The sequence below is a fragment of the Halobellus clavatus genome (genome assembly GCF_900107195.1).
Lineage (GTDB): Archaea > Halobacteriota > Halobacteria > Halobacteriales > Haloferacaceae > Haloquadratum > Haloquadratum clavatum.
Map to the genome: position 1 here is coordinate 169,537 of NZ_FNPB01000008.1, position 11,995 is coordinate 181,531.

Genomic DNA, 11,995 nt, shown 5'->3' on the forward strand with positions numbered 1-11,995 from the left:
AAATAGGTTCCTCTCTGTACCGACTCTCTCGGTCAGTCTTTTCGCTTCACGACGTCGCCGAGCGTCGTCGTCGTCGAGGAGTCGCTGGACCAGTCGTTGTCGTCGGCGTCCTCGCCCTCGACGAGTGAGATTTCGAGGTCGCCTTCGAGTTTCGCGCGGACGTCGTCGGACGGCAGGATATCGCCGCGTTCGAGCTTTCGGATCAGGCTCGCTTTCTCGTTGAGAGCGTTGGCGAGTTCCTCCTGACTCAGGCCGCGGTCCTCGCGGGCCTCGCGGATCCGTCGGTCGTAGTCGCCGGCGATCTCGTCCATATCGTCGAACATATCGCGGCGTCGAGACGAGCCACCGGAGCCGCCGCCGGTGCTCCCGCCAGCCGCGCTGCTCGACGAACTGCTCGATCCGCTCGTTCCGGACGAACTCGACGTCGAGTACTTCGTCGACTGGGAAGAACTCGACTCAGTGCGGACCTCGGTGCCGAACTCTTTGCAGTCGTCGCACAGTTCGAGCTCGGCCCCTTCGACCTTCACCGTCGTCAGCGACGGCTGCTCACTGCCGCACATCTCGCACTGGGGCATATCACCTCGTAGTCGAGGGTGCGGTATAAAGCACACGCCGCGCGGCGCGGTGACGTCGAGCGGACGCGCAGCGAACGAACGTCAGCGTCGCTGATCGCCAGTATCGCGTCGCGCCGCTCGCTCGGCGTCCGCTCTGTCCATCGTCTGCCGCTGGTCGTGCTCGCGCCGCACGAGGACGTAGAGGACCAGCGGCGCGACGACCGCGAACAGCAAGACGACGAGCGCGAACGCGCCCCCGGTCATCACCCGAGGAAGACGTCGACGATGTCGCTGCCGCTCGAAGTGGTGTCTCGGTACAGTTCGGAGTAGCCGCAGTTCGTACACGAGACGACCTCGAAGCTGTTCGTCTGGATGTCGAACATCTTCGAGAGCCCGCCGCCGGTCGTCGAGATCGTCCCGACGTCAGTCTCGGTGTGGCCGCACTTCGGACAGCCGCGGTCGGTGGTGGAGGATTGGGGGACCATACTCCCGGCTCTTACCGCGATCGTAATGTGTTTTGTCCTCCGTGCGACGGAGGTCACTGAGACGCGACGGACTCAGCCGAGGTCCGACCACGCGCCCCAGAATCGCTGGAGCGCGGTGAGGTGGCCGACGAGGGCGAAGAAGATCAGCAGCCAGCCGACGACGGATCGTCCGAGCACCGCCACCGGCGGTCCGGGGAGCACGCGGACCGCGGCCGCGACGATGGCGACGACGCCGATGATCGCCAACCGGTCCGCCCGGCCGACGAGTCCGCCGTACTCGCGGCCGAGGCCGACCGCCTGGATCTGGGTCCCGAGATACGACGTCATCAACACGCCCGTGACCGCGGCCAGTCCCAGTCCGTACGCGTCGATCCCGGCCGCGAGGCCGACCAGCATCACGATGTCGGCGTACCGGTCGAGCACGTGGTCGAGCAGATCGCCCCCGTCGCTGTCGACGCCCTGGGCCCGCGCGAGAGCGCCGTCGACGAGGTCGAGCCAGCCGTTCAGGAAGACGAATAGCCCCCCGAGGACGTACCACGTCGGCGTCGCGAGGTAGAACGCGCCCCCGGCCGCGACGGCGAACCCGAACGCGACGACACTGACGCCGTCGGGGGTCAGTCCGAGTCGGTCCGCGGCCGCGACGAACGGAGCGAGCAGCCGGTCTGCGAGGTCACGGTACTGGTCGAGTGTCATCGTCGATCAGAGGTACTCGATGAAGTCGACGACGCCCACGCGGGGCGGAATCTCGCTCTCGACGGCCGCTTTCACGTCGTCGGCGACGGCCTCGGGCGACCGGTCCGTGGTGTCGATCTCCCAGACGTCGTCCTCGCCGTGCCGTTCGACTGCCTCGGCGAGGATCACGTCGAGCGCCTCGCTCTCTGCGTTCTCCGCCACCGACGCTTCCGATTCGCCGCGCTCGCGCAGCCGAGGTTTCAGTTCCTCGGGATGACAGCGGAGCACGATCACCCTGTCGACGGCCAGCAGATGCGAGAGGTGGGACTCGACGAGCGTCTTCCCGTCGTCGGCTGTCTCCGCTTGGACCCACGATTCGACGGCGTCGAGGTCGGCCACCAGCGAGTCGCGCTCGACGTCGCGCTCCGCGAAGAGGTCCGCCTCGCGGATCGCGTCGTTGAGGTGGAGTACCTCGACGTCGAGTTGCGCCTCGACGAGGTCGGCGACGGTCGTCTTTCCCGTTCCCGGGGTCCCCGTGAGCGCGATCTGCGTCACGGTTCGGTCGCCTCCGGCCCGATCTCGGCGACGACCTCGTTGATGACGTCGACGGCCCGGCGCGTTCCCTCACGGGTCCCGCAGGAGACCCGGATGCACTCGGGGAGGCCGAAACTGGACGTGTCACGAACGATGACACCGCGCTCCTGGGTCGCTTCGGCCACCGCGCTCGCGTCGCCGACCTCACAGAGGACGAAGTTCCCGCCCGAGGGCCACGTCGGCACGTCGAGGTGTTCGTGGTAGTACTCTCGGGCCCAGCGGGCGGTCTCGATGGAGCGTTCGAGGTGCTCGTCGTCGTCGAGCGCGGCGAGCGCGGCCCGACAGGCGAGTTCGTTTGCGGCGAACGGCGTGTTCACCCGGGCGTAGGCGTCGGCCCACGCCTCGGGAACGGCGGCGTAGCCGATCCGGAGTCCGGCGAGGCCGTAGGCCTTCGAGAACGTCCGGAGCACGGCGAGGTTGTCGTACTCGTCGAGGAGTTCGATCGCCGACGGCGCGTCGTGGTACTCGGCGTAGGCCTCGTCGACGACGACCAGCGTCTGGTCGTGGACGCCGTTCGCGAGCGCCCGGATCTCGTCGGCTTCGAGGACGGATCCCGTGGGGTTGTGCGGTGTCGTCACGTAGACGATCCGCTCGCCGTCGTACGACGAGAGCACGTGCTCGGCGCTCTGTTCGAAGTCTTCGTCCTTCGAGACCGGATACGTCGACGTCTCGCCGTGGTGATAGCGCGCCGACATCGGATAGTAGGAGAACCCCGGTTCCGGGACCAGCATCTCGTCGCCTGGTTCGAGGAACGCCCGCGAGAGGTAGTCGATCGCGCCGTCGGCGCCGGCGCTCAGCCACACTTGTATCTCGTCGAGGCTCCAGTGCTCGGCGATCCGTGCGGTGAGGTCGGTGTGCGACGCCTTCGGATAGACGTTCACGTCGGGTGCGGCGTTCTCGACGGCGGCGACGGCGTCCGGACTCGGGCCGTGGGGGTTCTCGTTCGACGAGAGCTTCGTCAGCTCCTCGGGGTCCATCCCGAGATCGCGAGCCACCTCCTTGGCCCCCCGCCCGGGTACGTACGCCTCGTGCGCGGAGAGATCCCTCGGTTGCATACGCGTACGGAGTCGCCCGCGGGTCTTGAAGGGTCCGTCTCGGACTGCCGGATCCGACCCGGGCGAGACCCGCCACGCCCGAGTGTTTATGTGTGATCGAGCGGCCAGCGTCGCCGTGACGTGACCGTTCCCCTGCGCCGACAGCGGTTGTCCGGCACAGCGGCGTAGGGACAGCGCAGACCGGATCGGGGCGGATCCGGTCGGCGGCGGGTGCCGGCTGTTCGCTCTCAGAGGGCTGCTTCCAGCGCATCGGCCGCGCGCAGCGACAGCGCCGCGATCGTGAGCGTCGGATTCATCGCCCCTCCCGTCGGGAACGTCGAGGAGCCAAGCACCCAGAGATTCGAGAGGTCGTGTGAGCGGCAGTCGGCGTCGACGACACTCGACTCGGGATCCGATCCCATCCGCGTGGTCCCCATCTGGTGGTACGCCGGCCCGGTGGCGTCGGGGCCGACAGTCCACTCGACTTCCGCGCCGAGTTCCGTCAGGATTCGGTGCTGGATCGCATTCGCGTGTTCGATCGCCCGTTCGGTTCGCCCGTCGAGTGACCACTCCACGCGGGGAACCGGGTTGCCGTGGTCGTCCCGCTCGCTCGGATCGAGCGTCACGCGGTTCTCGGCGTCGGGCAGTTGCTCGACGAGCGCGCCGATCGCGACGTGGGTTCCGTAGGCGTCTCGCAACTGCTCGAGCAGGTCGTCCCCCCACGTGTCGGCACCGAGTGCCTCCATCACCGGCGACGGCCCCGCGTAGTTGAGAAACTCCAACTTCAGCCCCTCGACGGGCTCGGAGTCGTCGTAAAACTGGTGACACTCGCTGGTGTTGAAGCCGATGTGATTCTGCCGCGTCGGCTCCCCGAGCCGGCCGCCCGCGCCGGCGAAGAGGTGGTCCATAAAGAAGCGACCCACGACCCCAGAGGAGTTCGCCAGTCCTTCGGGATACCGCTCGGACGCCGAGAGCAACAGCAATCGAGCGTTCTCGACGCCCCCGCAGGCGATCACGAACTGCCGCGCTGACTGTCGGTGTTCGCGCCCGTCGGGCGTCGCGTAGACGGCGGTCTCGACCCGATCGTCGTCGTCGTGTTCGAGTCGCTGTACGGGTGCGTGGTCCACGACGCGCGCGCCGGCCCGTTCGGCCTTCCGGACGTGTGACTCGGCGGTGTACTTCGCTCCCGACGGACAGACCGGCTTGCAGGTCCCGTACCCCTGACACGCGGCGCGACCGTCGTACGGTTCGGAGTTCCGCGCGTTGGGAACGGAGTGCATATCGATGCCCAGCCGCTCGCACGCGTCGGCGAAGAGCGAATCCGAGTGCGACGGCGGGAACGCCGGGAGGGGGAACGGCTCCTCCCGCGGCGGCGCGTAGGGGTTGTCCATCGCGCCCGCGACGCCGAACGCCCGCTCCGCCGCGGCGTAGTACGGCTGCAGGTCCGCATACGAGAGTGGCCAGTCCGCGCCGACGCCGTGTCGGGTCTGCATCTCGAAGTCGCGCTCGTGCAGCCGCATCACCATCCCCTGCCAGTGGAGCGTCGAGCCACCGATTCCCTTCACACGCGCCGCGTTGAGCGGGTAGCCGCGCCCCCCGGTCGTGTACGCGTCGCGCGGACCGCCCATCTCCCAGGGATCGCCCATTCCGGGCCGGATGACGGCCTCCTGCTGTTCGCGTCGGCGGTCGACGTCGAAACGGGGACCGGCCTCGAGCACGACGACGTCCGCACCCGCCGCTGCGAGGCGATGCGCGACGAGCGCCCCCGCGGGACCGGCGCCGACGACGCAGACGTCCGCCCGAGCGGCCGGGGTCCGATCAGTCCCGTCGCCGACTCCGCCGTCGCTCTGCTCAGCCATCGTCGGCCTGTTCTCCCGGCGTCGCTGCCGCATCGGACATCGACTCCCGCTGGTAGCTCTCGATGCCACCGGGGTGCCCGATCGGATTCTCGATCCCCACGAGTCGGCCGCCCGTCGGCGACGCGTAGAACGCGAAGAGCAGGTCGTTGACGAGATAGAACCGGACTCGCTCGGTGAGCGTCCCATCGGGCACCGGATCCGCCGTCTCGACACCGATCCCCCGGAGCAATCGATCCCGCGTTTCCACGTCGAGGGTCGCGTAGGCGGCGTCTTCCCAGTCGCGTGCGAGTGCGTCGAGTTGCGCGGCCGCCTCGTCCATCCCAGCTCGGTACGACGGCCGATCGTCGATCCGGCCGAGGACGTACGTCTCGACGAACGCGCGCCGCCCCTCGACGTCGCTCGGATAGAGCACCTCCGCGACCCCATCGAGGAGGTCGAGCAGCGGTGTCGACAGCGACGCCGACGAGTGGGTCGGCTCGCTCTCGGGTGCGGACTCGGCTGTCGGCGCGCCGTATCGGCCGGCGAGCACACCGCCGCCCACAGCCGACCCGGTGGCGGCCAGCGCTGCCAGTGCGTCGCGTCGCGTCAGTTCCACGGCCACGGATTAGGCACACCTAAACTTATGGGTTGTCTTTCGCCACGGACCAGTGGACCGATCGCGGCGGGTCACTCTCGACCGGAGAGGAACGCGAGGCCGACGATCACGGCGACGCCCGGAAGGACGAATAGCGTCACGTTCAGTTTGATTCCGAGGTTCCAGGCGATGACGAGGCCGTGGACGTACGTCAGGAAGGCGGCGAGCGCCACGCCGAACCACGCCGGTGCGGGGACGTCGCGCCCGGGCGGCAGGACGCCTCGCACCGCCCCAAGAGCGAGGAGGCCAACTACGGGGACGAGGGCAACCGCGAGCGGAGCAGCCATATACTCGTTCGGCGCGCCGCCGGTTCCGAATCGGACAGCCATTCGGTCGGGTAGCGACGGGAGCAGGGCGACGCCGGCGACCGCTGCACCGACGAGGAGAGCGACCGAGAGCGCGTCGAGGCGGGAATATCGCATCATCGTCGCTTTCTGTTGGAGAAACGCGCGTGTGGCGCGGGTCAGTTATGGGATCCGCACGTCGTGTTCGAGGACGCCGACGCCCTCGAGTTCCACCTCGACGGTGTCACCGTCTTCGAGTGGTCCGACGCCGGCGGGGGTCCCGGTGGCGATGACGTCGCCCGGTTCCAGCGTCAGGTACGTCGTGATCTCCTCGACGAGGTCGGGGACCGAGAAGGCGAGGTGGTCCCGCGAAGAGGACTGCCGCGTCTCCCCGTTCACGCGGAGTTCGATCTCGGCGTCGGCGGGCACCTCGTCGGGACTCGCGAGCACCGGGCCCATCGGCGCGGCGTTGTCGAAGGCCTTGCCACGGACCCAGTTCGTCTCCTGGCGCTGGTCGTCGCGGTTCGAGAGGTCGTTCAGGCAGGTGAAGCCGGCGACATACTCCATCGCGTCGTCGGCGTCGACGTTACGGGCCTGCTCGCCGACGACGACCGCCATCTCCGCCTCGTGGTCAATCCGTTCTTTCCCGGCCGGAAGCGTCACGGTGTCGCCGTGACCTGCGACTGCGTTCGGCGGCTTGAGGAACAGCAACGGTCGATCCGGGATCTCGTTGTCCATCTCCGCAGCGTGGTCGGCGTAGTTGCGACCGATGCAGACAATCTTCGTGGGGTCCGAGGGCGCCAGCACGTCCACCGCGTCGAGGTCGTACGTCTCGTCGGCGAACGAGACGCTGTCGCCGTGCCACTCGCCGGTTCGGATCGATCCTGCAGGATCGCGAAATCTGACCGTGTGCATATCCGGGTCCTCGGTGCCCCGGTGTTTCGTTCTTTCTATCGCGGCGTCGCCAGACCCTTGACAACCCCCGTAGAACGCGTCGGTATGCCCTCCGCAAGTCCGTGGACTTCCGTCTTCGGTATCGCGATGATACTGCTCGGTGCCGTGGTGCTCGTCTTCAGCGGCCGCCACGTGTGGCGGGCGCTCACCGTCCGCCGCGCGACCGCCGCCGACTCGGTCCAGTCGGCCGATCCGGGAGCGCTGCTCAGCCTCACCGGGACCGTCGAACCTGGCAATCCGGACCCGTTGACTGCGCCGTTCAGCGGCCGCGACTGCGTGGCGTTGCGGTACGCGGTCGAGGAGCGGCGGGTGACGCCCACGGTGTTTCCCGGGTTCGTGACGATTCACGAGACCGCCGGGTCGGTGGCGTTCCGCCTCCGGACCGCTGCGGCCGCTGTCGACGTCGAACCGTCGGTCCGGACCGTCTCGCTCGATCGGGACACCGTCGCGACTGTCGCGGCAGACGCCCAGCCGCCGGATCGGGTGGCCCGCTTCGAGCACAGCACGTCCGGGTACCCGACGACGACGCGGTGGCAAACGCCGCCGAACGTCCTCCGATCGCTCTTCGCGACGCTGTCGCTGGGAACGCGTCGCTACACCGAACAGCGCGCGACGCCCGGAGAACGGTGTACCGTCGTCGGTCGGGTCACCGCGAGCGGTGCGAGCATCGATCCGATCGTCGTCTCGGACGCCACGCCGGCGGCGACCGCCTCTCGGATGGCGCGAACGTCTCTCGGGGGCGTCGCTATCGGTGTCGGGAGCCTCCTGCTCGGCGCGTTCGTGCTGATCCTGTGATCGCTCCGGATCCTGCCAAGTACGGGTGACCGAGCGGTGCGCCGCCGCCCGACGGCATCCGGGACAGTACGCTTTATTGTCGATCCGGAGAAACGTGCGGACGGACGATGACGATGGAACTCACCTGGCACGGCCACTCCACGTGGCACGTCGATGTCGACGGCACGACCTTCCTGATCGACCCGTTCTTCCAGAACCCGATGACAGAACTGTCGGCCGAGGACGTCGAGACGCCCGACTTCGTCCTCCTGACTCACGGTCACGCCGATCACATCGCCGACGCTGGGGCGTTCACCGACGCGACGGTCGTCGGCGTTCCCGAACTGACGACGTATATCGAAGAGGAGGTCGGCTTCGAGTCGTCGATCGGGATGAACATCGGCGGCACCGTCGAGTGCGGCGACGCGTTCGTGACGATGCATCGGGCCGATCACACCAACGGGCTCAACACGGACTACGAGTACAGCCTCGGACTGCCGATCGGTTTCGTCATCAGCGACGAGGAACCAACACGGGAGTCCGATCCGGACGCGACGACGTTCTACCACGCCGGCGACACCGGCCTGATGTCCGAGATGAAAGACGTCATCGGCCCGTACCTCGAACCCGACGCCGCAGCGCTGCCGGTCGGTGATCACTTCACGATGGGACCGACGCAGGCCGCGATCGCGACGGAGTGGCTCGGCGTCGATCACCTCCTGCCGATGCACTACGACACCTTCCCGCCGGTCGAAATCGACACTGACGACCTCGTCAGCGAGGTGGCGGCCAGCGAAGCGGACGCCGAGGTGCAACTACTCGACGGCGACGAGACGTTCACGCTGGAGTAACCCTCCGGACGCGACAGCAGATCCGCGCTCCGGGACCGTCTTCGACTCTCTGGAGATACCTTACCGCCCCAGCCTGCCTGATTATCACGAGAGAAACTCTTCCGATAGCTATACTGGTCTCGTTATCGACTTGGCAACTCGGGAACGCGAGTGAGACTACAGACACGGTGGGCCGTCGTCCTGATCGTGGTCGCTCTGCTGCTCAGTTCGACGATCTACGGGGGGCTCGAGCTCTACAAGCAGCAGGAGCTCGATCGGAGCCACAATGCCGCCGAAGAGTCCGCAGCGATGGCAGCCGCTCAGATCGAGTCCGCGCTCGACGAGCGACGCGACTACATCGGGTACGTCGCCTCGAAGGCGGGTGCAGACGGATTCACAAACACAGAGCGCCTCATCGATGGCGTCGTCGACAACAGTCGGTTCTTCGCCGTCCAAATCGTCAATATGAACGGGACTGTCGTCGCGTTTGACGGGCAAATCAATAACGACGTCAGGACCGCGACTGTCGGCTCCAACGTGAGCGACGAGGCGTACGTCACCCGAGCCAGAACCGAGGGGGCGTCCGTCACCGACCCCGAGTACGTCGACCAACGTGAGCAGTATCTGGTCGTCGTCAGCGCGCCGATAACCGTCAATGGAAGTGTAGCAGGCATCCTCGCGGCGTCGATATATATTTCCGACGACACTTTCCTCAGTACGGTGAAGCCACTCGCGCGCGAGGATCAGCGAGTTTCGGTTCAGGCCGGCACGGAAACCATCTTCGAGAGTCGAGAGCCGTTCGGACAAGCGGTGGTCGGTCGGGACCGGGCCGAGCCGTACGGGTGGGTCGTCACCGTCGAACGAGACGCTGCTCCCTTGGACGCTCGAATCAGGATGCTCGGCCTCGCTCAGGGGGTGGGTCTGGTGCTCGTGCTCTTGCTGGTCGGGTTGCTGTGGCTCATCGAACACCGACTGACCGTGCGTCAGACGCAACGGCTTCTCGACGGCTTTGCCGCGCTCCGAGAGGGCGCGTACGATCATACGATCCAACTCGAGTCTGCCGAGGAGTGGCACCGGATCAGCGATAGATTCAACGCGCTCGCAGCGGCGCTGGGTGATCGTGAGACGGCGATCCGCGAGCGGGAGCAACGTATGGCTGTGTTGAACCGTGTCCTCCGCCACAACGTCCGAAACGAGATGAACGTTATTCTCGGCTACGCCGAAGTCATCGCCGAGAATGCGGCACGCGACGATATTCGGCGCAGTGCGGAGACGATACGTCGTCGCGGGAACCGGCTGGTTCAGGTGAGCGATCAAGCGCGATGGCTGGGCCAACAACTCGACGTCGAGGATCCCCAGACGGTAGACCTCGCCGCCGAAGCCGAGGATATCGTCACGGAGGTGGCCGCAGAGCACCCCGAGGCAACGGTGTCACTATCGGCCCCAGGTTCAGTCCACGTACGCGCCGTCCCCCAGATTGGGATCGCGATTCAGAATCTTGTCGAGAACGCCTGCGTCCATCACGACGGAACGCCGACGGTCGAGGTACAAATCGAGACCGACAGCGACGAGGCACATCTCTCAGTTGCTGATGACGGCCCCGGAATCCCGACCCAAGAGCTATCAGTTCTTCAATCAGGTGAGGAGACGCCACTGGAACACGGGAGTGGACTCGGCCTCTGGGTGACGAAGTGGCTGGTCGATCGCTCTGGGGGCACCATCGATTTCCGGGAAAACGACCCCCACGGCAGCGTTGTCATCCTCCGCCTGCCGCTTCATGAGGGATGAGCCCAGACGACACCCTCAGCGCCGCCGGATTCGGACGCCGAGCCCACAGAGAACTGCGGCGAGTAACGCGACCGGGTTGAAGACCGGGCCCGGCATCTCGGTCGCGGACGTCGTCGTGCGACTGGCACGCTCGTCCGCCGTGCCGGCCGGATCTTCGGTTGTCTCTCTCGACTGTTCAGTGGCGGCCTGCACGGAGACTGTCCCCCCGGCCACGTCGTTTACACGGACCTCGTAGGTCCCGGTGTCGGTCGCAGGGTGCACGAACAGCGTCCGCCGCTGCCCCCCGGCGGCAATCGTGAGCGATTGCTCCTTGACGATGGTCTCATCGAGCAACAGCTGGGCGTCGTACGTTCCGTCCGCTCCCCCGTCGTTCGCGACTCGCACTCGTACGCGAAGATCGTCGCCGACCTCGACCGTTTCGACCGCTACATCGACTGTTTCTACACTGAAGCGCGCACGTTTCGCACCGGCAGCGAATTCAGAGAGTCCCGGGGACTCCGCGCGGAAGTGTACCGCTTCTTCGGTAACGTTCAGGACGCTTGTAGACAACTCGCTCCACGAACCGTTCTCGTACCGATAGAGAGCGACGTTCTCCGGTTCGACTCTCCGGTCTTCGAGTCGGCCTCTGTCCACACGGAAGTCGATATCGACGCTCCCGTTCAGTTCCTCGTTCGAGATCGAGTGGTTCACACGGATGTGGGACATCGCCTCGGCTCCGTCGTCGGTGGTAAACTCCGGTGAACCTTCGATATCAGGAGCTGCTGTCACGTTCAGCGAGAACGATCCATTCCGCGTCGGTGTCAGTTCCATCGCGGTGACGCCGACCGGTGACAGCGAGCTGTTCGACGCGTTCGTCGGCCGCCCTCGCTGTGACTGGAGGTCGATCCGACCACGCTTGCCAGCTTGGGCCTTCCGGACGGAGGCGTTTACCACGGTCTTCGTCCGATTGTTGTTCCCGCCAGAGGAGACGTTTACCGTGGCCGGCAACGTCCCACGACCGGGCGAATCAGCCGGTCCCCGCCCCGGTGCGCCGGCAGAGCCCTTTCCGGCCCCGCGGTCTGTTCCACGCGCTTCGTCTGGTGGACCCTCACCGTTGCCGCCGGCTTGGCTTTGCTCACTGCCCCCTCCCGGCGGATTGGCATTTTCCCCCGATGAGCCTCCCCGCTGTTCAGGTGATTGCCCTTGGTCCTGTCCTTGTCCTTGCTTCTGCTCCTGTCCTTGTCCTTGCTCTTGTCCCTGTCCTTGCTTCTGCTCCTGTCCTTGTCCTTGCTCTTGTCCCTGTCCTTGCTTCTGCTCCTGTCCTTGTCCTTGCTCTTGTCCCTGTCCTTGCTCTTGTCCCTTGTCCGACGATTCGCTGCCGTTCTGCGCTTGCGATCGTGCCGTGGGCGCTTGGAGACCTGACGTAACCGACGAACCGAACGTGGATTCCAGGGCCGCAACAGCCGACTCATCGCCCCCCACCTGCGCCGTATCCGACTGGTGTGCGACGACGGACAGCGACGTGGCCCCGGCGAGTAGCCCGATGGCTACGAC

14 protein-coding genes are annotated in these 11,995 nt (G+C 66.6%); 3 read left to right on the top strand and 11 right to left on the bottom strand.

Annotated features, from left to right (window positions below; genetic code table 11):
* Nucleotides 1–32 precede the first annotated feature (32 nt).
* The 10 genes from BLU74_RS12640 to BLU74_RS12680 all read right to left on the bottom strand — a co-directional run bounded on the left by BLU74_RS12640 (nt 33) and on the right by BLU74_RS12680 (nt 7,031).
* Nucleotides 33–575, bottom strand: coding sequence for a multiprotein bridging factor aMBF1 (locus tag BLU74_RS12640; RefSeq protein ID WP_089767785.1), 543 nt, complete (start codon nt 573–575; stop codon nt 33–35).
* A gap of 81 nt (nt 576–656) precedes the next feature.
* Nucleotides 657–818, bottom strand: coding sequence for a DUF8143 family protein (locus tag BLU74_RS18985; protein ID WP_175454640.1), 162 nt, complete (start codon nt 816–818; stop codon nt 657–659).
* A complete protein-coding gene (locus BLU74_RS12645) occupies nt 818–1,039 on the bottom strand; it encodes a zinc ribbon domain-containing protein (RefSeq protein WP_089767788.1) in 222 nt (73 codons plus the stop codon). The genes BLU74_RS18985 and BLU74_RS12645 overlap by 1 nt, the downstream gene beginning before the upstream one ends.
* 72 nt (nt 1,040–1,111) lie before the next feature.
* Nucleotides 1,112–1,732: a CDP-alcohol phosphatidyltransferase family protein gene (locus BLU74_RS12650; protein WP_089767790.1), complete on the bottom strand. Its 621-nt coding sequence runs from the start codon at nt 1,730–1,732 to the stop codon at nt 1,112–1,114.
* A 6-nt stretch (nt 1,733–1,738) separates the two neighbouring features.
* The gene (locus BLU74_RS12655) at nt 1,739–2,266 is read right to left on the bottom strand and encodes an adenylate kinase family protein (protein WP_089767793.1); all 528 of its coding nucleotides are present in this window, start codon (nt 2,264–2,266) and stop codon (nt 1,739–1,741) included.
* Entirely contained in the window at nt 2,263–3,360 is a 1,098-nt protein-coding gene (hisC, locus tag BLU74_RS12660) for a histidinol-phosphate transaminase (RefSeq protein ID WP_089767795.1), read from the bottom strand. The genes BLU74_RS12655 and hisC overlap by 4 nt, the downstream gene beginning before the upstream one ends.
* Before the next feature lie 227 nt (nt 3,361–3,587).
* Complete coding sequence (locus BLU74_RS12665) at nt 3,588–5,198, bottom strand: GMC family oxidoreductase (protein ID WP_089767797.1); 1,611 nt, start codon at nt 5,196–5,198, stop codon at nt 3,588–3,590.
* Nucleotides 5,191–5,793: a gluconate 2-dehydrogenase subunit 3 family protein gene (locus BLU74_RS12670; RefSeq protein WP_089767855.1), complete on the bottom strand. Its 603-nt coding sequence runs from the start codon at nt 5,791–5,793 to the stop codon at nt 5,191–5,193. The genes BLU74_RS12665 and BLU74_RS12670 overlap by 8 nt, the downstream gene beginning before the upstream one ends.
* A gap of 71 nt (nt 5,794–5,864) precedes the next feature.
* The gene (locus tag BLU74_RS12675) at nt 5,865–6,254 is read right to left on the bottom strand and encodes a DUF1648 domain-containing protein (RefSeq protein WP_175454641.1); all 390 of its coding nucleotides are present in this window, start codon (nt 6,252–6,254) and stop codon (nt 5,865–5,867) included.
* A gap of 45 nt (nt 6,255–6,299) precedes the next feature.
* Nucleotides 6,300–7,031 carry a fumarylacetoacetate hydrolase family protein gene (locus BLU74_RS12680; protein WP_089767802.1) on the bottom strand — a complete coding sequence of 244 codons (732 nt, stop codon included), beginning with the start codon at nt 7,029–7,031 and terminating at the stop codon, nt 6,300–6,302.
* A gap of 84 nt (nt 7,032–7,115) precedes the next feature.
* On the opposite strand from BLU74_RS12680, the gene BLU74_RS12685 reads away from it, so the two are divergent.
* The 3 genes from BLU74_RS12685 (at nt 7,116) to BLU74_RS12695 (ending at nt 10,462) form a co-directional block, all read left to right on the top strand.
* The gene (locus BLU74_RS12685) at nt 7,116–7,865 is read left to right on the top strand and encodes a hypothetical protein (RefSeq protein WP_089767804.1); all 750 of its coding nucleotides are present in this window, start codon (nt 7,116–7,118) and stop codon (nt 7,863–7,865) included.
* A 113-nt stretch (nt 7,866–7,978) separates the two neighbouring features.
* Nucleotides 7,979–8,695: a metal-dependent hydrolase gene (locus tag BLU74_RS12690; protein WP_089767858.1), complete on the top strand. Its 717-nt coding sequence runs from the start codon at nt 7,979–7,981 to the stop codon at nt 8,693–8,695.
* Nucleotides 8,696–8,845: 150 nt separating this feature from the next.
* Nucleotides 8,846–10,462 carry a sensor histidine kinase gene (locus BLU74_RS12695; protein WP_089767807.1) on the top strand — a complete coding sequence of 539 codons (1,617 nt, stop codon included), beginning with the start codon at nt 8,846–8,848 and terminating at the stop codon, nt 10,460–10,462.
* A 15-nt stretch (nt 10,463–10,477) separates the two neighbouring features.
* Here the strand turns inward: BLU74_RS12695 and BLU74_RS18990 are convergent, their stop codons facing one another.
* The gene (locus tag BLU74_RS18990) at nt 10,478–11,395 is read right to left on the bottom strand and encodes a PGF-pre-PGF domain-containing protein (RefSeq protein WP_175454642.1); all 918 of its coding nucleotides are present in this window, start codon (nt 11,393–11,395) and stop codon (nt 10,478–10,480) included.
* Nucleotides 11,396–11,995: the final 600 nt, after the last annotated feature.

What these genes read in the sequence shown, in the direction of transcription:
- BLU74_RS12640 (WP_089767785.1), bottom strand. Translation starts at nt 575, where the DNA reads ATGCCCCAGTGCGAGATGTGCGGCAGTGAGCAGCCGTCGCTGACGACG.
- BLU74_RS18985 (WP_175454640.1), bottom strand. Translation starts at nt 818, where the DNA reads ATGACCGGGGGCGCGTTCGCGCTCGTCGTCTTGCTGTTCGCGGTCGTC.
- BLU74_RS12645 (WP_089767788.1), bottom strand. Translation starts at nt 1,039, where the DNA reads ATGGTCCCCCAATCCTCCACCACCGACCGCGGCTGTCCGAAGTGCGGC.
- BLU74_RS12650 (WP_089767790.1), bottom strand. Translation starts at nt 1,732, where the DNA reads ATGACACTCGACCAGTACCGTGACCTCGCAGACCGGCTGCTCGCTCCG.
- hisC (WP_089767795.1), bottom strand. Translation starts at nt 3,360, where the DNA reads ATGCAACCGAGGGATCTCTCCGCGCACGAGGCGTACGTACCCGGGCGG.
- BLU74_RS12665 (WP_089767797.1), bottom strand. Translation starts at nt 5,198, where the DNA reads ATGGCTGAGCAGAGCGACGGCGGAGTCGGCGACGGGACTGATCGGACC.
- BLU74_RS12675 (WP_175454641.1), bottom strand. Translation starts at nt 6,254, where the DNA reads ATGCGATATTCCCGCCTCGACGCGCTCTCGGTCGCTCTCCTCGTCGGT.
- BLU74_RS12680 (WP_089767802.1), bottom strand. Translation starts at nt 7,031, where the DNA reads ATGCACACGGTCAGATTTCGCGATCCTGCAGGATCGATCCGAACCGGC.
- BLU74_RS12685 (WP_089767804.1), top strand. Translation starts at nt 7,116, where the DNA reads ATGCCCTCCGCAAGTCCGTGGACTTCCGTCTTCGGTATCGCGATGATA.
- BLU74_RS12690 (WP_089767858.1), top strand. Translation starts at nt 7,979, where the DNA reads ATGGAACTCACCTGGCACGGCCACTCCACGTGGCACGTCGATGTCGAC.